Genomic DNA, 21382 nt, shown 5'->3' on the forward strand with positions numbered 1-21382 from the left:
ATGGCGGCGAGGTCGGCGGCACTGAGGCCGTCGTCGAAGGCCGAGGGCACCGGCGAGGCGCCGACGGCGACCGCGCCATTGTGCGTTGCATCACTCACAGTTGACACTTTCGTCCTCAATGTGCGCGCCCGGGTGCAGGGGGTTCCCGGACTGCGCCTGATGCTCTCAGATCCGAGCTTCTCATGTGATCGCGGGTCGGCCCAGCCGGATCAACCGCCACACCGTACGCCAGCGCATCGGGCGCCGCCGACAGCACGAAGTGACCCGACCCTCCCGGCAGCCGCCGGACCACGCGAGCAACGCGGTGCGCCGCCCCGGGTCAGGCGGCCGGCGGCCCGGCCGGCGCGGGTCCGGCGGGGACCAGCCGCAGGTCGGTGCCGGCGGCGCGGATGCCCTCGGCCGCCGGCGCGGCGAGCCCGTCGTCGGTGATCACCAGGTCGAAGGCGCTCAGCGGCGCCACCTTGTACATGCCGAACGTGCCGTACTTCGACGCCCCGGTGACCAGCACCGACTGGGCCGCGCCCGCCATCGCGGCACGCTTGACCTCGATCTTGCTCTCCGACGGCGTGGTCACCCCCCGCAGCAGGTCCCAGGAGCTGGCGCTGACGAACGCGATGTCGAAGGCGAGCTGGCGCACCGTGGCGGCGGCGAGCGGCCCGACGCTGGAGCGGTTGTCGGGCTCGACCCGGCCGCCGACGTGCACGGTGTCGATGTGCCGGGCCTGGCACAGCTGCTCGACGGCGTGGAAGTCGTTGGTCACCACGGTCAGCGCGCGGTGCTCGACCAGCGCGGGGATCATCGCGTGCATGGTGGTCCCCGCGTCGAGGTAGACGGTCATGCCCTCGGCGACCAGCGCGGCGGCCTCCTGGGCCATCGCGTGCTTCTGCGGCTGCTCGACCAGCGCCTTGGCGGTGAAGCCGGGTTCGGAGCGCACCCCGCTGGCGATCCGCACCCCGCCGGGCACGGAGTAGACCAGCCCCTGCTGCTCCAGCTCCGTGATGTCCCGGCGGACGGTCATGTGCGAGACCCCGAACAGCTGGGTGATCTGCTGGACGCTGAGCACGCCTTCCCGGCGCAGGTGCTTCAGCAGCGCCTCCCGGCGCTGGTCGGGGATGAGCGGCACGCCGTCCGTCGAGGGCTTCAACCCGGTTCCTCCGTCCCGTTGTCCGTTTCCCGCTTGCCGCTTCCGTGCTCCGTCTCCGTTGCCGGGGGGCTCGCGGTTCAGCTGACCACCGTACTGAGCAGCAGGATGCCACCCAGACTCAGCAGCGACTGCAACGACAGCATCAGCGTCCAGGTGCGGAAGGTCTGCCCCACGCTGAGCTGGTAGTACTCCTTGAACAGCCAGAACCCGGAGTCGTTGACGTGCGAGAGCATCACCGAGCCGGACGCGGTGGCCAGCACCAGCAGCTCCGGCGAGAGCCCTGGGTAGGCGCCCATCAGCGGGCCGACGATGCCGGCCGCGGTGACGGTGGCCACGGTGGCCGAGCCGAGGCAGATCCGCAGCAGCGCCGCGACGCCCCAGGCCAGGATGAGCGGGGAGATCGACCAGTGCACCGCGTGGGTGGAGATCACCTTGCCGACGCCGGTGGCGGTGAGCATCTCGCTCAGGGCGCCGCCCGCGCCCAGGATCAGGATGATCATGCCGGCCGGGCCCAGGCCCTTGGCGGCCATCTTCTGGATCTGCCCCAGGTCGAAGCCGGTGCGGGTGCCGAGCGCGAGGTAGGCGAAGACCACGGCCACGGCGAGCGAGAGCACCGGGTTGTCGCAGAACTCGAAGAAGGTGTGCTCCCAGGAGCCGTCCGCGGCCTGGCTCTTGCCCAGGGTGCCGATGAGCATCAGCACCGCGGGCAGCAGGACCGTGGCCATCGCCGCGGTGAGCGACACGGTGCGGCCCTGCCGGGCCGGCTCGATGCGCTCCTCCGGCGCCGGCCCCTTGTCGAGGTCGGGCGCGGGCCCGAACCAGCGGCTGGCCACCCGGGTGAGCAGCGGGCCGTTGATCACCGCGATCGGGATGCCGATGATCAGGCCGTAGAGCAGGGTGAGCCCGGTGTTGGCGTGGTAGGCGCCGATCGCCGCGGTCGGGGAGGGGTGCGGGGGCAGCAGGCCGTGCGAGATGTACAGGCCGGCGGCCATCGGCAGGCCGACGTAGAGCAGGTGGCTGCCGGTGCGCCGGGCGGTGGCGTACACCAGCGGCACCAGCATCACGAAGCTGACGTCGAAGATGTGCGGCATGCCGATGAGCAGCGCGGCGCCGGTCATCGCGAACGGCACCCACTTGATCGGGCGGGCGCCGATGAAGGCGGTGGCGATCCGGTCGGCGCCGCCGGAGCCGAGCAGGATGCCGCCGAGGACGGTGCCCAGGCCGATGATCGGGCCGACGTCGCTGAGCGCGTCGCCGAAGCCGCTCTCGAAGTGGTCCACGGTCGCGTTCGGGCCGATGCCGTTGGCGAAGCCCAGCCCGAGGGCGGCGGCGCTCAGCGCGAGGAACGGGTGCAGCTTGGCCTTGGTGATCAGCACCACCAGGACCACGACGGCGACCGCGGCGAGGACTATGTGCTGGACGTCGGAGCTCATGACCGCCCCCGCCCGCCGCTGCGGTGCGCTCCGGCGGTGGCCGGCAGGCTGTTCGCGGGGGCGGTCTCGGCGGCGGGGCCGGGGTCTGTGTCGGGGTCGGGGTCTGTGTCGGGGTCGGGGTCTGCGTCGGGGTCGGCGCCCGCCTGCCAGGCGCGGGCCAGCGCGTCGTCGTACCCGGTGAGGTCGGCCAGGCGCAGCAGTTCGCCCGCCGCGACCGGCCGGGCCAGCCGGGCGCCCGCGGCCAGGTAGAGGGGTGCGACGTCGGACGGGGTGTCCTCGTCGCGCAGCAGGACGGCGTGCACGCCTTCCACGTCGTGGTGGTGGCCGCCCATCCGCAGCCCGGTGCCGGCGGGCAGGTCGTGCCGGGCGCGGCCGGCCAGGACCGCGCTGCGCCCGGGGCGCGCGCTGCCGTGGGTACGGCCGGCCGCGGCGGCCCGCAGGGTGTTCGGTGCCTCGACGCCCATGAGGTGGTAGGGCAGGTAGATCGCCGCGTAGCGGCCGTCGCGGCTGACCACGTGGCCCTTGCCCGCCAGGAGCTGCCAGGTCACGGGGTCGTGGGTGCGCACCACGACGAACACGCCGCCGGCGAAGGACGCCTCGCCCGGCAGCCGCAGCGCGCTGAAGACGTCGACGGCGCCGGGCCGGCGCAGCACGCCGCCGTGCTCGCGCAGGGCGTAGACGTCGGCGAGTTCGGCGGGGCGGGCGACCGGGTAGTGCAGGCGCTCGGTGTCGGGGCGGAAGCCGGTGTGGGCGGCGACCACGGCCATCTCGCAGTAGTCGGCGGTGGCGCCGACGGGCAGCGCGGCGACCGCCGCGGCGCGCGCTTCGAGGGTGGCGCGCACGTCGTCGCCGAGGGTGAGCAGGCCGGTCAGCGCGGGGGCGGGCACGGTGGTGTCGAGTTGGGTGACGGTGCCGGTCGCCGGGTCGAGGACGAGGTCGTACTCGCTGGACTTGCCGATGGCGACGACGTCGAGCCCGAGGTCGCGCGCCCAGGCGGTCAGGCCGACGAGGTTCGCGGGCTGGTCGCCCTCGACGGGGGTGTAGACCAGCCCGCGGCGGGCCGCCTCGCGGGCGAGGTGCGGTCCGGCGACGGAGTCCACCTCCTTGCTGACCATCGCCACGTGGCGGCCGGCGGCCAGGGCCGCCTCCGCCATCGCCAGACCGTGCACCGGGCTGCCGGTCGCCTCGGCCAGGACGTCCCAGCCGGCGGCCTGGAGGGCGGTGGCGTCCGCGGTGACCGCGATCCGGCCGTCGGCCGCGGCCCGCGCGACGGACTCGGCGTCCGGGCAGGTCACGAGGTCGTCGGCGGCGTAGCCGAGCGCCACGCACACGGCGTGGACCTGCTCGACGTCCAGGTCGCACAGCACGACCGGCTGGAGCCACGGGATCAGCAGGCTCTGGGCGAGGAGGGTACGGGCGAAGCCGCCTCCCGCACCCGACAGCGCGTAGCGGACCGGGCCGCTGCCGTTGTCCGCGGACTCGTCGCGCATGTTCATGGCGGTCCTATCGGGATGAATGCCGGTCCGCAGGGACCGGGTGGGGCTGGTGTCGGGTTGCTCGTGAGGCGCGGGACGGCCCGGCGGTGTCGGCGCGGGAGCTGTCGGGCGCTCATGAATTAACACAAACTAAACACGGCTTCACGCCACGGTCAAGCATGTTAACATTTTTTCACAACAGACGGCCGGTGCCGTCACACGGCAGCACAGGAGGACCGATGCCATCTCTCGGGGCAATCGCCGACGACTTCACAGGGGCGACGGATCTCGCCACGATGCTGGTCACCCGCGGGTTCCGGACCGTGGTGGCGGTCGGCGTCCCCGGCATCCCCGGCATCCCCGATGTGCGTGACGGCGCGGCGGCCGGCGACGCGTCCTGGGCGGACGCCGACGCCGTCGTGGTCGCCCTGAAGTCCCGTACGGCGCCGGTGGCCGAGGCCGTCGGCGACTCGGTCGCGGCGCTGCGGGCGCTGCGCGCGGCGGGCTGCACCCGCTTCTACTTCAAGTACTGCTCCACCTTCGACTCCACGCCCCGCGGCAACATCGGCCCGGTCGCCGACGCCCTGCTCGACGAGCTCGGCCAGGACGCCACCGTCGTCGTGCCCTCCTTCCCGGCCACCGGCCGCACCGTCTACCGCTCCCGGCTCTTCGTCCACGACGACCTGCTCGACGAGAGCCCCATGCGCGACCACCCGCTGACCCCGATGCGCGACGCGCACCTGGGCCGGCTGCTGGCCCCGCAGACCCGCCGGACCGTCGGCCGCGTGCGCCACGAGGCCGTACGCGGCGGGGCCGACGCCGTACGGGCGGCGCTGCGGGACCCGGCCGCCGGCGACCTGGCGGTGGTGGACGCGACCACCGACGACGACCTGCGCGCCATCGCCGCCGCGACCGCGCACCTGCCGCTGGTCACCGGCGCGGCCGGGCTGGCGCTCGGCATGACCGGGCCGCGCGACGGCCTGGCCGCCGCCCGCGCGTCGAGCACGGGCCGCGGCCCCGCCGCGGTGCTGTCCGGCAGCGCCTCGGCGACGACCCGCGCCCAGGTCCGGCACGCCCGCGCGGTGCTGCCCTCCCGCGCCCTGGACATCACGGCTCTGCGGACGGACCTCGACGGCGCCGTGTCCGACCTGGTCGGCTTCGTCCGGGGTGCGTGGCGGGCGAACCCCGAACTGCCGCCGATGATCTACGCCACCGACGACCAGACCACCGTACCCGAGTCCGGCATGTCGGATTCGGGGCCTGTGGATACCGGCGGTAGGAGCCCCGGCGGTACGGTTCCCGGCGCTCCCGGGGTGAGCGGGCCCGGCTCCGGCGACGCGGTGCTGGTGGAGACCGCGCTGGCCCGGTGCGCCGCCGCCCTCGTCGCTGCCGGCGCCCGGCACCTGCTGGTGGCCGGCGGGGAGACCTCGGGCGCCGTGGTCACCGCGATCGGCGCGCGCACCCTGCGGGTCGGCGCGCCCATCGCGCCCGGCGTCGCCTGGACGCACACCGAGGCGCGGCTCGACGGCGGCCGGCACCCGGTCGACCTGGCACTGAAGTCCGGGAACTTCGGGGCCACCGACATGTTCACCACGGCGTGGGGAGAGCTGGCGTGAGGACGCCCGAGACCGATCTCGTCCAGGCGGGCGCGAAGCTCCAGTCGCTCGGGTTCAGCCCGGGCGCCAGCGGCAACATCAGCGTCCGCGACGGCGACCGGGTGCTGATCACGCCCACCGGGTACGGCCTGGGCGGCCTCGACCCGGACCGGCTGAGCGTGGTGGACCTGGCCGGCCGCCACGTCTCGGGGCCGCGGCCGTCCAAGGAGTTCCCGCTGCACACCGCGTTCTACCGGCGCGACCCCACCGCCGGGGCCGTGGTCCACCTGCACTCCCGGCACGCCGCCGCCGTCAGCTGCCGGCCCGGCTGGAGCGAGCACAGCGCGATACCCCCGCTCACGCCGTACTTCGTCATGCGCGTCGGCCAGACCCCGCTGATCCCCTACGCCGCCCCCGGCGACCCCGGGCAGGCCGCCGGCCTCGAAGCCCTCCCGTTCCCCTTCCGCGCGGCCCTCCTCGCCAACCACGGCCCCGTCGTCGCCGGCGCCGACCTGGCCGCCGCCGTCGACGCGGCCACCGAACTGGAAGAGGTCTGCGCCCTGCTGCTCCTCCTCGGCGAGAGCGGGCAGCGCCTGCTGACCGCCCCCGACATCGAGGAACTCACCACTCGCTACGGCTCGTTCTGGGACCTCGACACCTGACGACACGTCAGGAAACTGCTTTTCACCCGTGCGGGTTCTCGTGCGGTCGACGGCCCGTGCGCTCCTCCCGGGGTATTACTGACGCTGCGTCAGATCCGCGTCCGTGATGGGCCGGACGATGCGGCAGGGCGCGCCGAAGGCGACCACCATCGGCGGGATGTCATGGGTGACGACGCTGCCCGCGCCGATCACCGAGCCGTATCCGATCGTCACGCCCGGCAGCACCACCACATTGCTGCCGATCCACACCTTGTCCCCGATCGCCACCGGCTCGGAGAAGCGGTTGTAGTCCACGCGCAGCTCCGGGTGGACGGGGTGGCCGGTGGTGGTGATCGTGGTGTTCGGGGCGATCATCACGCCGTTGCCGATGCGGATCTCCACGTCGTCGATCAGGGAGAGGTTGAAGTTGCCGTAGAAGTCGTCCCCGATGTGCACGTTGCTGCCGTACGCGGCCTGGAAGACGGGCGCGATGAAGCTGCGCTTGCCGATCGAGCCGAGGATGCGGCCGAGCAGGTCGGCGCGGAGCTCCGCCTCGGCGGGGGCGGTCTGGTTGTACTCGTGCAGCAGGCCCGCGCGGCGGCCGCCCTGGAGGAAGCCGGCGTCGGACTCGTTGTAGAGCAGGCCGTGGGTGATCCGGTCTCTGGCCTCCGCGTGCGCGTCCGTGTCCGCGTCTGTCTGCGTGTCCGCGGTCGGGCCCGCGGGCGCGGCCCCCGGCACGTCGGGCTGTCCGACCGTACGGTCGCGCGCACGGTCGTCCTCGAGCTGTGCCATCCGTTCCTCCATCAGCGTCTCCTGGTCCTGGCCGCCGCGGCCGGGCGCCCGTACCAGGGTCGGCACCGGCCGGGTCCCGCACAACCACCTTCGGCCTGCGGACTTCCTTCGAGTGGCGGATGGGCCTGCCGGTGGCGCAACGGCGCGGTGATCGGCCTTGCCGCCGCCGCGCATCCTTCAGCGGCTGGTGGCCGTCAAGTTCGTCACCGGGGTCGCCGAGTACCCGAACGCGGCCCGGCGGTTCGCCCGCGCGGCCCGGACGCTCGCGGCGCTGAACCACGGCAGCATCCGGCAACGCCTTCGGCACCCTGGCCAACATGGCGCCCGAGCAGCGCGACGGCCGCGTCGAACGTCTACGCGCTCGGGCTGGTGCTGGTGCTGGTCGAGAAGCTCAGCGGTCGACGGGCACCGGCGGCCCAACTCACCGGCCCCGCACGGCAGTCGCTGCCCGCCCACCTGGTGCCGCTGCTCACCCGGATGACGTCGCTGCTCCCCCAGGACCGGACGTCGTCCGCCGAGTGCGCACGGGAGTTGCGGGCGCCCGCGCCGAAGCCGACGCTCGTGGTGGCGGAAGGACCCGGGGTGGACCAGTCGCACGCCCCTACGATCCCGGCGCTTGGGCCGAGGCCGGGGCCGGGCACCGGCAGCGCGCCGCAGCCGCGTCGTACGGGGCTCGGCGCCGCGGGGGCGCTGCTGGCGCTGTACGCCGTCTCCTGCTTCCTGCGGGCGTACTCCGCTGGGGGCGACGGCCAGTCCGTGTGGAGCGTGCGGTGGGGCACCCTCGTCTGCTTCGCGCAGCCGCTGGTCAAGGCCACCGGCCACGACTTCGCCACCTGGGACGCGCTCGCCCGCGGCTCCGTAGCCTCTCTGCTCGCCCTCTTCGGCCTGCTGGCCACACTGCTGTCCCTGGCGGGCCTCCTACCCGGCGCGGGGCCTTTGCCGCGCCGGACCGGCTACGCGGGCGCGGCCGTCGCCGTCATCGCGCCGGCCTGGCAGGCGACGCTCGACCCGCCCTGGTACACCCCCCGCTTCGCCATGCCCACGTCCACCGGCATGTGGTTCTTCTACGCCGTCACGGCCCTGCCCATCGCGGAGTTCGTCCGCCGCGACCTCCTGGCCCGGTGGGCGGCCGCCCGCCCGTAGCGCAGCGGCGCCCTTACGGGCGCTGCTCGATCGCCTCGAAGATGTCAGCGTTGGTTTCCCGCTGCCAGGCGGGTTGGTCGTCCCAGTCGGCCACGTAGGAGGGCTTCGGGTCGGGGAAGTGCTTGTGGATCTGGGCGATCCAGCACAGGGAGACGAAGCGCCCCTTCTGCTCCCGGCTGAGCTTGGCGGCGCTGCCGGCGCTGACAGTGAGGAAGTCCTCCACCTGGCCGTAGACCGCGGAGGCCGCGTCGCGCTCCCACTCGGGGGTCTCCTCCCAGGGCGCGACGTATCCGGGCTTCGGCTCACCTGGATAGTGCGTGTTCACACCCTTGATCCAGGCTTCTCGGAAGGCCCGGCCCTGATCGGTCATCGTGATTCCTCCAGTGCGCTCATACGGCGGTCAGTGACGAGATGCGTTCGCTGAAGTCCGAGACCCGCTTGTCGGCCCGAAAAGGCGCGAGGTATCCGCGCAGCCCTTCGAGTTTCTTGCCGATGTAACCGGACGAGGTGCGTTCGGCCAACTCGACGGCCGCTGTTCCGTAGGACAGCAGGCGGTCGACGTCATGGCGCCGGGCACCGATCATCGCGAGATCGGTAAGTACGCTTCCCTGGCGCCGCAGCGTGAGCTTGCTGGCGAGGGCATCGGTGAGTGCCGTCTCGGCAAGGTCCAGGCGGCCCAGCCGCACATAGCAACTGCCCCGCTCCTCGTCGAGGCGCGAGCCGTCGAACCGTAGCCAACCGCCAGGGCAGGGATGGTCGAGGCGGTGCACTTCCTGCGCGGTGTCCAGCGCGCGATTGCAGGCGTTCAGGTCGCCCAGGCCGGCGTGGACCTGGGCCTGGACCGCGGCCACCCAGTGGCGGGTGGACAGTTGGCTGTCGCCGTTCCTGGCGAGCACCTCGGCTGCCTGGAGCAGGGGGGCGGTCTGCTGGAAGCGCTTCTCGTAGACGCCGATGAAGGCGTGCCGGGTGAGCGCGGCTGCCCACAGGTCGGCGTTTCCCGCTTCCTTGCTCGCGCTTGCGGCCAGCGCGTAGCACTCCGCGGCCTGGGTGTAACGATTCCCGTCGAAGGAGATTTCGCCGGCGAGCTGGTAAAGGTCGGCGGCTTCGGCGCACAACTCCTGGTGGCGGGCCGAAGAGTGCGGGCGGCCGAGCGTGTACGCCAGGTCCGACAACTGGTCACGCACCAACGGGTACACGCTGCGTTTCGCCTTGGCGAGGCCGTAGACCTGCCACAGATGCGTAGTTGCGGCCTGAGCCGTCTCCGTGCCGACGGCAGTCTCCGCGGCACGGTTCGCACCGCCGGTGGGAAGCGAGATGAGCGCTCCGGTCTGGCTCATGAGCCTGAGGAACTCGCGTCTGATCATCTCGTCGATGTCCCCCTCCGCCGAGCGCGTTCCACGGGCTTCCAGCAGGCCGTCATGCGTCGCGGTGCTTCCTGCCCCCGACATGGCCTCCGTTGTCAGCAGCGAGTCCAGTTCGGTGGCACTGATCCGGAGCGCCTTGGCCAGGCGAGGACGCAGGTAGGGATGAGGATCGGTTTCACCGCGCTCCCATCGCCCGACCGTCGCCCGATCCGCGCGGAGGGCCTCCGCAAGACTTTCCTGACTGTAGCCGAGAGCCTTGCGGCGCGCCGCCAACCGCCTTCGCGCTCCCATGCCTTCCCCCGTTCATTGCCCCGCGACATCCCAGTTCAGCAGGGCCGATGCGCCAGGTGTGCGCCAGAGCTGCGCCACATCTGCCCTGTTCGCACAGCGCCGGAGCGGGTTGTCTTTTCGGTATCGCAGCGGCCGAGCAAGACCTTCCCGTTCAGCCGATGAACCACCGTACCGCCGCTGTGCGCCGACGTGGGTGGATCGCATCGCACGACCCTGACCACGAACAGCACCGGATAGGGAGAAGAGGTATCCGTATGGGCAACGACGATGGCGCGAGCAGCGGCGACAGCAGCCACGGCGGGTGGAGGGGCGGAATTCCTCCGGAGTGGTTCTCGGCACGCAGGATGTTTGCGCACCAACTTGCGATTCTGCGCCAGAAGTCGGGGATGAGCTTGATGGCACTCGGGGAGGTGTGCAACTACGAGCAGTCGTACCTGCACCGGTTGGAGAAAGGGGAGCGCCTGGGGCACGTGCTGGTGGCGCGCACTCTGGACACCGTGTACGGGACCGGGGACCTCCTGGAACGGCTGTGGTACCTGGCGAAACACGAGTTCCACGACCGGCAGCTGACCGGGGACATGGGGCCGTTCGAGGCCAAGGCGGCCAACATCCTGGAGTACGCCCCCGGCGCCCTCCCGGATCTGCTCCAGACCGGCGCCTACACGAGGGAACTGCTGCACCTGGCGCAGCTCAGCGACGAGCAGGTGGACCAGCAGATCGCGGCCCTGGCCGACCGGCAGTTGCGTCTGATCGGCGCGCAGGTGCGCTACCGGGTGTTGATCGACGAGGCGGTGCTGCGCCGTAAGGCGCGGGATGAGAAGACGTGGACCGCGCAGGCGGAGCACCTGATCGAGGCGGCGCAGTGGCCGGGCGTGGTGGTGCATGTGGTGCCGTCGGACGCCGGCCCGCATCACGTGCGCTGCCCGGTGGAGTTGGCCTACCTCCACGACGGGGGCGCGGTGGCTTTCATGCAGGGCGGCTGGCGCGGCTACCTGACCTCCGACCCGGAGGACGTCGAGTCGCTGCGGGGCACATTGGACGCACTGCGGGACATCGCGTTGTCCCCGGCGGCGTCGCTGGTGTTCCTGCGCACTCTGCTGGAGGAGCACACCGAGGGCGGCGGGTCGGCGAAGGACGTGGAAGCGTGAGCGCTGACGAAGAAGCCACCGCCGTCGCCGCGTTACGCACGACCGGTGAGCCTCGTACGTGGAGGTTGACCGCGACGAACGGTGTGACGGTATCGGGGTATCTGCCGCCGTGGGCGTACGAGGACCCGAGCGCGTCCGACGTGCACCCGGTCGCTCTGCCGGTCGACCTGGTCCGTCTGGAGTTGTTCCGCTACTTCGACGGCGTGCCGGGCTCCCTGGTCGGCCCGGGCGACGGCGTGGACGAGGACGGGTACATGACGCCCTTCGGCGCGGTCACCTGCCACCCCTGCGCCGACCGTGAGGCCCCCGACCGGCCCGTCCACCCGGTCCTGACCGTCCAGGTCAGCGACACCGAGGAGACCATCTGCCACGACCCGGACGAACTCGCCGCACTCATCGCCCGGCTGCGGACCCGTGTCGACTACCTCGACCAGCACGTGCGACCCGCGTTCACCGCCATCCACCAGGACTGGCAGACCCACCACCACACGGCAGCGGACCCGGTCCGGCCAGACCGGTGAAGATGGCCCGGCGTTGAACTGCCCTGTGGCGGCTCTGGGGCGGCTCCTGCCAAGGGGGGTGCGGCCCCGGCCCTGCCCATCGCGGAGTTCGTCCGCCGCGACCTCCTGCCCCGGTGGGCGGCCGCCCGCCCGTAGCGCAGCGGCGCCCTCAGCGGGGCGGGATCAGTTGTCGGAGGGGGGATCGCCGGAGAGGACGTCCTGGGTGCGGGCGGCCTGGAGGTTCGCGAAGGTGAGGAGGCTCTCGGCAGCCGTGCTGCCCTGTTCGAGGGAGACCTCGGCGACGACCGTGCCGACCCGGAAGATGACGACCTCGTCGGTGCCGCCGTCCGCGGTGCGGGTCAGGTACTGGGAGGCGTTCCCGACCGGGGACCCGCCGTGCTTGGCCTCGCCCGCACCGCCCGCGGCGGCCTCGGCGTACGCGGCGAGGGCGTGCTGCTTGCTGTCGTACGTCTGGACCTCGGAGTAGGCGTGCGCGCCGCCGGCGTCCTCGTACGCGCCGGACGCGCGGAACTTCGCGCCGTCGCAGGGCTCGAAGCTGCAGTCGTCGTCGCCGGCGACCGCCGTGGACACGAAGTCGCCGCGGTCCGCGGACCAGCCGTCGGGGAGCCTCGCGGTGAGCGGGACGATCGACTTGGCCTGGGCGAGGGTGCGCACCACGGTGTCCGGGTCGGCCTTCCGGATCGGGGCGGACGTGGTCAGGCTCGGCACCGGCACGGCCGAGGAGGAGGGCGACGACGCGGAGGGCGTCGTCCCCGAACTCGTCTGCTGCGCGGTCGACTTCGACTGGTCCTTCGAGTGCGGGTGGCCTCCGCACCCGGTCAGCGCGGCCATTGCGAGCAGCGCGGCCAGCGCGGCTCCTGCGACGCGTACGTCCTTCACCGTGGCATCCCCGTTCCATAGGCGGCAGCACTCGTTCTGACGTCCCTGGCCGGTACGGCGGTTGCGCGGGCCCGGCGCCGCGTTCGGGTGCGGTGCCGGGGCCGTGTTCCGGTGCGGGGCTTCGACGGCGGAAGGTTTGCCTGGTCAGCGGGCGCCCGGCGGGACACAATGGGCCGCTGACGCAGGCGGGTGCACGGGGGTCGGTGAGGGGAGGCGGGGCCGTGGCAGCGCAACCGGCGGTCCAGGACGGTACGCCCGCGGTGCGCGGGCCCCGGCTGGTCGGGCGGGCGGCGGAGCTGGAGCGGGCCGTGCGCGGCCTCACCGCCGGGCCCGCGGCCGTCTTCGTCGAGGGCGAGGCGGGCATCGGCAAGACCCGGCTGCTCCAGGAGGTGCTGGAGGCCCTGGAGGCGGCCGGCCCCGGCGCCGCGCCCCGCCCCGGCCGCCCCGGCCGGGTGCTGGTCGCGGGCTGCCCGCCCTTCCGGGAGACCCTCACCCTCGCCCCGGTCGTGGACGCGGTCCGCCAGACCGGCGTCGACGTGGCCGCGCTGGGCCTGTCCCCGCTGGCCGGGGCGCTGCGCCCGCTCTTCCCCGAGTGGGCCGGCGACCTGCCGCCCGCGCCCGAGCGGCTCGACGACGCCGGGGCCGCCCGGCACCGCCTCTTCCGCGCGCTGCGCGAACTCCTCGCCGGGTGCGGCACCGCGGTACTGGCCGTGGAGGACGCGCACTGGGCGGACGCGGCCACCCTCGACTTCCTGCTCTTCCTCGCCACCCGCCCGGCGGCGGAACGCGTCAGCCTGGTGCTGACCTACCGCCCCGAGGACGTGCCGATCGGCTCCCACCTCCTGCGCCTGGCCGCCAGACCCGCGCCCGGCAGCGTGCACACCCGGATCGTGCTCGCCCCGCTGAGCGTGGCCGAGACCGCGCAGTTCATCTCCTCGATGCTCCACGACGAGCATGTCTCCGACGCGTTCGCCGCCTTCCTGCACCAGCACACCTCGGGTCTGCCGCTCGCCCTGGAGGAGTCCGTACGGCTGCTGGGCGACCGGGCGGACCTGGTGCGCCACGGCGGCGAGTGGCGGCGCCGGACCCTGACCCGGATCGAGGTGCCGCCGACGATCCGCGACGCGGTGCTGGAGCGCGCCGCCCGTCTCGCGCCCGACGACCGCGAGGTGCTGCGCGCCGCCGCCGTCCTCGCGGAGCCGGTGGGGCCCGCGGTGCTGGTGGCCGTGTCGGGGCTGCCGGCCGAGCGGGCCGAAGCCGCGCTGGCCGCGGCCGTACGGGCCAGGGCGCTGGTCGAGGACCCCACCGGGCGGGTGCACTTCCGCCACCTGCTGGCCGGCCGCGCCGTCTACGACGACATCCCCGGCGGGGAGCGGCGCGTGCTGCACCTGCGGGCCGGGCGGGCGCTGGAGAAGCTGTCGCCGGTCCCGATCGCCCAGTTGCCGCGGCACTTCGCGGCGGGCGGCGACACCGGCGCGTGGCGGCGCTACACCGAGCGGGCCGCGGACCTGTCGCTCGCCTCGGGGGACCAGCCGGCGGCGGTGTCGGCGATGCACGCGCTGCTGTCGGCGCCGGGCCTGCCGGCCGGGGACGCCGCCCGGCTGTGCCGGAAGTTCCCCGTCTACGCCTTCTCCGGGTACCTCGCCAGCACCGAACTCCTCGGGGTGCTGCGGTCCCTGCTCGACGGCGACGCCCTGTCGCGGCCCGAACGCGGCGAGATCCGCGCCCAGTTGGGCCGGATGCTGCTCCAGACCGGCCAGTACGCCGCCGGCGCCGCGGAGTTGGAGCGCGCGATCGGCGACCTGGACGACCGGCCGCAGGAGGCCGCCGCGGCGATGAGCGCGCTCAGCCGGCCCGGCGGCGCGGACTGGCCGGTCTCCGCGCACCGGCGGTGGCTGGACAAGTCGGTGGAGCTGGTGGAGGTCAGGGTCCCCGCGCAGGGGCGGTTGACGTTCCGGGTGGACCGGGTGACCGCGCTGCTGGAGATGGGCGACCCCGCCGGGTGGGACGTCGCCGCGGGCGTCCCGGCGGCCGCCGAGCGCCCGGAGGACCTGCTCAGCACCATCCGTGCCGACCTCAACATCGGTGATGCCGACCTGCGTTGGGGGTTCTACGCGCGGGCGCGGCCGCGGCTGGAGCGGGCCGCGGAGGTCAGCGCGGCGCACGGGTACCTGCGGATGCGGGACATGGCGCTGGTGACGCTGGTCCACCTCGACTGGTACGAGGGCCGCTGGGCGGGGCTGGCCGAGCGGGCGGCGGCGTTCACCCGCATCGAGCAGGAGCCGCTGATGATCCTCGACGGGCTGCTGGTGCTCGCGCTGCTGGGTGCGGCCGGTGCCACCGGGGAGGCGGAACTCGCCGCGGCAGGCGGGCGGTTCGAGCACGTCTCGGCCGAAGCGGCGCGGCGCGGCATGGTGGAGGTGCCGCTGAAGCCGACGGCCGCGCTGGCGGCGATGCGGCTGGCCGAGGGGCGGGTCGAGGAGTGCCTCGCGCTCACCGAGGAGGGGATGCGGGTCGTCACCCGCAAGGGGATCTGGCTGTGGGCCACGGAGATCGCGCCCGTCCGGGTGCGGGCGTTCGTCGCCGCCGGGCGGATCGACGCGGCCGAGGACCTCCTCGCCCGCTACGCGCGGGGCCTGCGCGGGGTGCCCTCCCCCGCGGCCGCCGCCGCGCTGGCCACGTGCGAGGCGTGGGTGGCGGAGGCGCGCGAGCCGGGCGCGCAGGTGGCGGAGCGGTGGGAGGCGGCGGCCGTCGCCTGGGAGCGGCTGCCGCGGCCCTACGAGGCGCTGCTCGCCCGCGAGCGGCGGGCCCTGGCCCTCGGGGCGGCCGACCTGCTCACCGCGGTCGAGGGCGGGTTCCGGGAGCTGGGGGCCCACGAGGACGCGCGGCGGGTGGCCGCGGTGGAGCGGGCCGCTCCGCGCGGGCCGCGGCGCGGCTACGGCGACCGGCTCTCCCCGCGCGAACTGGAGGTCGTACGGCTGATGCTGACCGGGCTGTCCACCCCCGACATCGCCCGCGCCCTGTCCCGTTCCCCCCGCACGGTGGCCGCCCAGCTCAACTCCGCGATGCGCAAGCACCACGTCAGGTCCCGCACCGCCCTGGCCGTGGCGGCCCTCAACGCGGGCATCGCCCGGCGGAATCCTGACGTAGCGGGCCGGGCGGCCTCCCCGGTTTCCCGGCCCACCCGCCCCGAGGGGCCCGGGGAACTTTAGGTCAGTTGACGGATCGCGAGGGGGGCGCGGGGGTGGTGATACTCGCGTTCGCCCGCTGTGCGGGCGGTATCCGGTTCCGCGACACGTGATGGAGAGCAAAAGGGTGAGCCGTTTCGGTGAGGGCGTCCCGAGGGAGGAGGGGCACCCGGCCGGACCATGCTCCGCGGACGGCGAAGGGCCGGCCGAGGAGGCGCCGCACGTTCCCGAGGAACCGCCCGGGTCGTCCGAGGAGATGGACGACGACCCGTTCACGGGCTACGAGCCCCTCTGACCGGGCGGGTTTCCTGACCCCCAACACCGAAAGGTGAACGTCGAGTTGAAACGACCCATACCCCTGATGGGGCACCGTGGCGGCCGGTTGGCGGCACTCGGGCTGGCCGCCGCGTGCGGGCTGTTCGTGGTGCCCGCGTCGCACGCGGAGGGCACACCGCCGTCCGCTTTCGTCAGGACGGCCGCGGCGCAACAGGCCGCGGCGGGCTGCCGGGTGACCCTGCCGGGCGGGATCGGCGCGACCGTCACCGCGGACGGTGCCCGCCTCACCGACCCGGCCGCGGGCGAGAACCGCACGCTGCTCTCCTTCCGCAGCGGGGGCCACCAGTACCTGGTGCCCGCGAACGCCGCCACCGCGAAGACGGGCCTGGCCCCGTACGACACCACGGCACTGGCCGAACGCACCTGCGGCACCGGCGCGTTCACCCCGAAGGCCGCGACGCCCGCGACGGCGTCCCGGAAGAGCGACGCGTACCGCGTCGGCCGCCTCACGGTGCACCTGGTCGACACGTCCGGGCAGCCCACCACCACGGGCGAGCTGTACCTGATCGACGTGGACCACACCGCGTACGACAACACGGTGTTCAACGTGCCCCGGGGCAGCATGAAGCTCAGCGTGCCCACCGGGCACTACGAGTTGATGTACATCGAGGGCACGCACATCACCATCGCGCCGGACGTCGCGGTGGGCGACGGGACGAGCGTCACCCTGGACGCGCGCACCTCCACGCACACGATCCCGGTGCCGGCCACCCCGCGCCCGGCGACGGTCGCCGGCACCGAGTTCACCCTCTACCGCAGCGACGGCTCGCCCGGCAGCGACACCGGCAGCGTGGCCCTCCAGGTCCTGCACCAGGGCAGCGACCTGTCCGACCTGACGTTCAACACGACCTCGCCGGTCACGCACGGCCGCTTCCAGGCGGTGGTCTCCACGACCCTGACCTCGCCCGCGGACGCCGCGCGGCCGTACACGTACCACCTCGCCGACTCCTATGACCACCTGCCGAGTTCGTATCCGGCGTCGGTCGACGCGAAGTCGCTGGCCACGGTCGAGCACACCTTCTCGGCGCCGACCGGTCCGAGCGGCTGGGACCTGCTCGTCCAGAACGTGACGCCGGTGTGGGCCGCGCGCGCCGGGGTCCAGACAGCCGTCGGGTTCAACTTCCCCACCCCGGGCAGCACGTTGACCGACTACGTGAGTGCGACGCCGGGTCTGACCTGGCGGACGCAACTGGAGGACGAGCAGACCGAGGTCCTGCTCAGCGGCGCGGACACCGCCTACCGCGCCGGCGAGCACCGCTCGGTGCTGTGGGAGGGCGACGCGCCGCAGCCCGGCGTGCAGGTGGACACCGGCCTCGGCGCGGTCAACTGCGGCGCGTGCGCGACGGCGGACACGCTGGTGTTCGGCATCGGCGAGGACGGCGACAGCACACCCGGCACCGTCGGCGTCGGGTACGACGACTCCGGCACGACGACGCTGACCCGCGACGGCACGCTCCAGGCCAGTGGCGACGGCAACCTGTTCGGGGCGAGCGTCGCGGTGCCCGCGGGCAAGGCCACCTACCGGCTGCGCCAGCAGATCACGCGCAGCCACGGCACCCCGACCGCCGGCACCGACACGACCTGGACGTTCACCGCCGACCCGGGCAAGGGCCAAAAGCCGCCGTCCGACGTGGCGACCTGCGACGGCCTGACCACCTCCTGCGCCGCGCTGCCGCTGCTGTTCGCGTCCACCAGCACGGACGCCGACCTCCAGCACCGCCTGACCACGGGCCGGCACACCCTGGACCTGGACGTGGCACGCGAGCAGTACACGACCGGGGGGCAGATCTCCGGCGCGACCGCCCAGGTGTCCTACGACGGCGGCAAGAGCTGGCAGGACCTGCGGGTGACCGGCGGCAAGGGCGCCTACCGGGCCGCGTACACCGTGCCCGCCTCCGCGTCCGGCGGCACCGTGTCGTTCCGGGTCGCGGCGTGGGACCAGCAGGGCGGCCGGATCGACCAGACCCTGTCGAGCGCCTACCAGGTGCGGTGACCGTGACCACCCCGACCTCCCAGGAGTCCTCAGTGATGTCCTCCCGCTTCTTCCGGCCGGTGGCCGGTTCGGTGGCGGTCGCGGCGACCGTCCTCGGCCTGCTCGCGGTCGTCTCCCCGTCCTCCTTCGGCGACGACGCCTCCGGTACGGCGGCCGCCACCGCCCCGGTGTCGGTCTGTTCCGCCCCGCCGCCCGGCCAACTGGCCTGTCAGGCCGAGGTGATGCCGGACACGTCGGTGCCCGGCGCCCGCTCCTTCTCGCCCAAGGCCGACGCCACGCTGCCCGACGGCTACGGCCCGTCCGACCTCCAGTCCGCCTACCACATCGCCTCCGACGTGGCCGCGCACGCGGGCAAGGGCCGCACCGTCGCGATCGTCGACGCCTACGACGCGCCGACCGTCGAGGCCGACCTCGCCGTCTACCGCGCGACGTACGGCCTGCCGGCCTGCACCACCGCCAACGGCTGCTTCCGCAAGGTCAACCAGAACGGCGACGCTGCGCCGCTGCCCCCGGTCGACGTGAGCTGGGCGGTGGAGATCAGCCTCGACGTGGAGGCCGTCTCGGCGGCCTGCCCCGACTGCAACATCCTGCTGGTCGAGGGCGACGCGGCCGGTGCGATCCAGCTGGCGACCGCCGAGGACACCGCGGTACGGCTCGGCGCGAGCGCCGTCTCCAACAGCTACAGCGCGCCGGAGAGCACCCAGTGGGACGGCGCCGTCATCGGGGCGGACGGGCGGCCCACGACCGTCGGCTCCTACGCGCACCCGGGCGTGCCCATCCTGGCCGCGTCGGGTGACAACGGCTACCAGCTCGACGCGCCCTACCCGGCCGACCTCACCTCGGTCATCGCGGTCGGCGGCACCTCGCTGACCCGCAGCGACACCTCCCGGGGCTGGACGGAGACCGCGTGGGGGCCGACCCAGCGGCCCTCGGGCGCCGGCGCGTCCTGCTCCGCCCACGTCGACAAGCCGTCCTGGCAGCACGACACCGCCTGCCCCGGCCGGACCGTCTCGGACGTCTCCGCGGTCGCCGACCCGTACACCGGGCTGGCGATCTACGACAGCACGCCCGACCTGGCTGACGGCCTGCCCGGCGGCTGGCTGCACGCCGGCGGCACCAGCGCGGCCACCCCGCTGGTGGCGGCGATGTACGTGATGGCCGGCCCCGCCGCGGGCATCAAGGACGCCTCGGGCCTGTACGCGCACCGCGACCTGCTCAACGACGCGGCGGGCGGGGCGAGCGCCAGCATCCCCGGCAACGGCCAGGAGTGCCCCACCACCAGCTACCTGTGCACCTCGCTGCCGGGCTACGACGGCCCGACGGGGCTCGGTACGCCGAACGGCCTGGCGGCGCTGAAGTTCTGACCCAGGCGCTGAGCACCGCACATACGACTGCCCCGGCCGCGATGCACGTGGCCGGGGCAGTTCGCAAGAACTGACGATTCGTCAGCTGCGGGCGGCGGCCGCCCGCAGCTCGCGCTTGAGGATCTTGCCGGCCCCCGACATCGGGAACTGCGCCACGACCTCCAGGCTGCGCGGGCACTTGTACCCGGCGATCTCCTGCCGGCAGAACGCCTGCAACTCCTCCACGGTGAGGGTGGCGCCCGGCGCGAGGGTGACCACCGCGTGCACCCGCTCGCCCCACCGGTCGTCGGGCAGGCCGATCACCGCGACCTGCGCGACCGCGGGGTGCTTGGCGACGACGTTCTCCACCTCGGTCGAGTACACGTTCTCGCCGCCGCTGACGATCATGTCCTTGAGCCGGTCCACGACGTAGACGTAGCCGCGTTCGTCCATGGTGCCGACGTCGCCGGTGTGCATCCAGCCGTCCCGGACCGCCGCCGCGGTCTCCTCCGGCTTGTTCCAGTAGCCGAGCATCACGTGGTCGCCCTTGGCGACGATCTCGCCGACGGTGCCGGGCGGCACCTCGTTGCCCTTCTCGTCCACGATCCGCACCAGCGCGTAGGGCGCGGCCTGGCCGACCGAGCGGCGCAGCACGGGGTCGTCGTGGTCGGCGTCGAGCAGCAGCGTCGTGGACGGCGACAGCTCCGTCATGCCGTACACCTGGAGGAACTTCGCGGACGGGAAGGCGGCACGGGCGCGGGTGAGCAGCGTCTCGGAGATCGGGGACGCCCCGTAGGCGAGGAGTTCCAGGCTGCTGAGGTCGTAGTTGCCCGCTTCGGGGTGGCTGACGACGGCCTGGATCATCGCCGGTACCAGCAGGGTCTGCTTGGCGCGGTGCTCCTGGACGGTGCGCAGTATCCCCACCGGGTCGAAGAGGGCGACCGGCACCGTGGTCATGTCGGCCAGCATGCCGACGATCCAGAACGCGAACCCGGCCAGGTGGAAGGCGGGCGCGGCCAGCACGGAGGTGCCGCCGCGCGGGAGCTTGGTGTGCAGCAGCGTGCCCAGGGCGGTGATGTGCAGCTGGCGGTGGCTGAGCATGACGCCCTTGGGTACGCCGGTGGTGCCGCCGGTGTAGAAGATGCCCGCCATCTCGTCGCCCTGCCGGTGTACGTCGTCCACCGGTTCGGCGGCCAGCAGGTCGGCGAGCGGCACCAGCCCGTCGGGGGTGGGGGCCTCGCCGCAGTGCACGACCGTCCGCAGGCCCGGCACCTTCGCGCGCAGCTCGGGCACCATCGGCAGGAACGGGTCGTCGACGAACAGGACGGCGGTACCGGCGTCCGTGAGGGCGTAGGCGTGCTCGGCGGCGCTCCAGCGGGTGTTGAGCGGCACGATGGCCGCGTCCGCCCAGGCGGTCGCGAGGGTGACCTGGCAGAACCGGTCGGTGTTCAGCGACAGCAGGCCCACCCGGTCGTCCTTGCGCACGCCGAGCCCGAGCAGGCCGCCCGCCAGGCGCGCCACCGCGTCGTACGTCTGGCGGGAGGTGAGGGTGCGCGCGCCGAACACGGTGAACGGCACGTCGGGCGACTGCCGTACGGCGCGGTGCAGCGATTGGGTGAGGTACATGGGCCGCCCTTCGTGGCGTCGTTCTCGGTATCTCGTGCGGACCGTCCGCCGGTCCGGCGGGCACCCGCGCCGCGCGTCAGGTGCCCGCCATGGGGGCTGCTACTTGCGCTTGCCGGAGAAGTTGAACGTCATGAAGGCCGCTTTCACCTTGCCGCTCATCGTGTCCCCGTCGACGGTGCCGGTCGTCTTGACCTTGATCTTGGCCGGGGAGGTCAGCTTGGCGGTGTAGCTGAAATCCGCGCCGTCGACCTTGCCGTCGTCGATCGGCGTGCCGTCGAAGGTCCCGGTGAGGGTGGTGCCGTCGGTGCTGAGGACCAGGTCGGCCTGCTTGTCACCGGTCGGACCCTGGTACGTGATCGCCCACGTGCCGTCGAGTGCCATGTTCGTTCCTCCTGTTGTCGTCACTTTTCTTCGGAACCGGTCTTCTTCGCCGAACCCGTCCGCTTCGCAGCAGCGGTCTTCTTCGCAGA

18 protein-coding genes and 1 pseudogene are annotated in these 21382 nt (G+C 73.4%); 9 read left to right on the forward strand and 10 right to left on the reverse strand.

The features are described 5' to 3' along the window. Positions 1-180: 180 nt before the first annotated feature. The 4 genes and pseudogenes from AC3ERT_RS32100 to AC3ERT_RS32115 all read right to left on the reverse strand — a co-directional run. Positions 181-333, reverse strand: a pseudogene (locus AC3ERT_RS32100) (glycosyltransferase family 2 protein); the annotation flags it as partial. Further along, positions 320-1144: a DeoR/GlpR family DNA-binding transcription regulator gene (locus tag AC3ERT_RS32105; RefSeq protein ID WP_435137632.1), complete on the reverse strand. Its 825-nt coding sequence runs from the start codon at positions 1142-1144 to the stop codon at positions 320-322. The pseudogene AC3ERT_RS32100 and the gene AC3ERT_RS32105, both read right to left, overlap by 14 nt. Positions 1145-1221: 77 nt before the next feature. Beyond that, positions 1222-2577 (reverse strand): GntT/GntP/DsdX family permease, encoded by a 1356-nt coding sequence (locus tag AC3ERT_RS32110; protein WP_335984200.1) that lies wholly within the window; start codon positions 2575-2577, stop codon positions 1222-1224. Continuing rightward, positions 2574-4073, reverse strand: coding sequence for a homoserine dehydrogenase (locus AC3ERT_RS32115; RefSeq protein WP_335984199.1), 1500 nt, complete (start codon positions 4071-4073; stop codon positions 2574-2576). Before AC3ERT_RS32115 ends, AC3ERT_RS32110 begins: the two co-directional genes overlap by 4 nt. Positions 4074-4291: 218 nt before the next feature. On the opposite strand from AC3ERT_RS32115, the gene otnK reads away from it, so the two are divergent. Both otnK and AC3ERT_RS32125 read left to right on the forward strand, forming a co-directional pair. After that, complete coding sequence (gene otnK / locus AC3ERT_RS32120) at positions 4292-5668, forward strand: 3-oxo-tetronate kinase (protein ID WP_435137628.1); 1377 nt, start codon at positions 4292-4294, stop codon at positions 5666-5668. Further along, the gene (locus AC3ERT_RS32125; RefSeq protein ID WP_435137625.1) at positions 5665-6309 is read left to right on the forward strand and encodes a class II aldolase/adducin family protein; all 645 of its coding nucleotides are present in this window, start codon (positions 5665-5667) and stop codon (positions 6307-6309) included. The genes otnK and AC3ERT_RS32125 overlap by 4 nt, the downstream gene beginning before the upstream one ends. Positions 6310-6384: 75 nt before the next feature. Here AC3ERT_RS32125 and AC3ERT_RS32130 read toward each other — a convergent pair whose 3' ends face one another. Continuing rightward, positions 6385-7146, reverse strand: coding sequence for a sugar O-acetyltransferase (locus AC3ERT_RS32130; protein ID WP_435137622.1), 762 nt, complete (start codon positions 7144-7146; stop codon positions 6385-6387). 303 nt (positions 7147-7449) lie between these two features. Here AC3ERT_RS32130 and AC3ERT_RS32135 point away from each other — a divergent pair, with 303 nt between their 5' ends. Beyond that, positions 7450-8223: a serine/threonine-protein kinase gene (locus AC3ERT_RS32135; RefSeq protein ID WP_435178354.1), complete on the forward strand. Its 774-nt coding sequence runs from the start codon at positions 7450-7452 to the stop codon at positions 8221-8223. A gap of 13 nt (positions 8224-8236) precedes the next feature. Here the strand turns inward: AC3ERT_RS32135 and AC3ERT_RS32140 are convergent, their stop codons facing one another. Beyond that, positions 8237-8593, reverse strand: a complete 357-nt coding sequence (locus AC3ERT_RS32140; RefSeq protein ID WP_435137616.1) for a hypothetical protein — start codon at positions 8591-8593, stop codon at positions 8237-8239. Between the two features lie 19 nt (positions 8594-8612). Further along, positions 8613-9878: a helix-turn-helix domain-containing protein gene (locus AC3ERT_RS32145; RefSeq protein ID WP_488180749.1), complete on the reverse strand. Its 1266-nt coding sequence runs from the start codon at positions 9876-9878 to the stop codon at positions 8613-8615. Positions 9879-10222: 344 nt separating this feature from the next. Between AC3ERT_RS32145 and AC3ERT_RS32150 the strand changes: the two genes are divergently transcribed. Both AC3ERT_RS32150 and AC3ERT_RS32155 read left to right on the forward strand, forming a co-directional pair. Beyond that, entirely contained in the window at positions 10223-11026 is an 804-nt protein-coding gene (locus AC3ERT_RS32150; protein WP_435178358.1) for a helix-turn-helix domain-containing protein, read from the forward strand. Next, positions 11023-11547: a DUF6907 domain-containing protein gene (locus AC3ERT_RS32155; protein WP_435178360.1), complete on the forward strand. Its 525-nt coding sequence runs from the start codon at positions 11023-11025 to the stop codon at positions 11545-11547. Before AC3ERT_RS32150 ends, AC3ERT_RS32155 begins: the two co-directional genes overlap by 4 nt. 162 nt (positions 11548-11709) lie before the next feature. On the opposite strand, the gene AC3ERT_RS32160 is transcribed toward AC3ERT_RS32155, so the two are convergent. After that, entirely contained in the window at positions 11710-12426 is a 717-nt protein-coding gene (locus AC3ERT_RS32160) for a hypothetical protein (RefSeq protein WP_435178362.1), read from the reverse strand. Positions 12427-12647: 221 nt separating this feature from the next. Here AC3ERT_RS32160 and AC3ERT_RS32165 point away from each other — a divergent pair, with 221 nt between their 5' ends. The 4 genes from AC3ERT_RS32165 to AC3ERT_RS32180 all read left to right on the forward strand — a co-directional run bounded on the left by AC3ERT_RS32165 (position 12648) and on the right by AC3ERT_RS32180 (position 19307). Then, a complete protein-coding gene (locus tag AC3ERT_RS32165) occupies positions 12648-15638 on the forward strand; it encodes an ATP-binding protein (RefSeq protein ID WP_435178364.1) in 2991 nt (996 codons plus the stop codon). A gap of 103 nt (positions 15639-15741) precedes the next feature. Further along, a complete protein-coding gene (locus tag AC3ERT_RS32170) occupies positions 15742-15909 on the forward strand; it encodes a hypothetical protein (RefSeq protein WP_435137595.1) in 168 nt (55 codons plus the stop codon). Between the two features lie 66 nt (positions 15910-15975). Further along, entirely contained in the window at positions 15976-17943 is a 1968-nt protein-coding gene (locus AC3ERT_RS32175) for a hypothetical protein (RefSeq protein WP_435178366.1), read from the forward strand. 2 nt (positions 17944-17945) lie between these two features. Then, on the forward strand, positions 17946-19307 hold the full coding sequence (locus AC3ERT_RS32180; RefSeq protein ID WP_435137589.1) for a S53 family peptidase: 1362 nt from the start codon (positions 17946-17948) through the stop codon (positions 19305-19307). A gap of 81 nt (positions 19308-19388) precedes the next feature. Here the strand turns inward: AC3ERT_RS32180 and AC3ERT_RS32185 are convergent, their stop codons facing one another. Together AC3ERT_RS32185 and AC3ERT_RS32190 are read right to left on the reverse strand one after the other, a co-directional pair. After that, the gene (locus AC3ERT_RS32185) at positions 19389-20912 is read right to left on the reverse strand and encodes a long-chain-fatty-acid--CoA ligase (RefSeq protein WP_435178368.1); all 1524 of its coding nucleotides are present in this window, start codon (positions 20910-20912) and stop codon (positions 19389-19391) included. Positions 20913-21011: 99 nt separating this feature from the next. After that, the gene (locus AC3ERT_RS32190; RefSeq protein ID WP_335984181.1) at positions 21012-21293 is read right to left on the reverse strand and encodes a hypothetical protein; all 282 of its coding nucleotides are present in this window, start codon (positions 21291-21293) and stop codon (positions 21012-21014) included. Positions 21294-21382: the final 89 nt, after the last annotated feature.

The sequence above is a fragment of the Actinacidiphila sp. bgisy145 genome, from assembly GCF_057708125.1.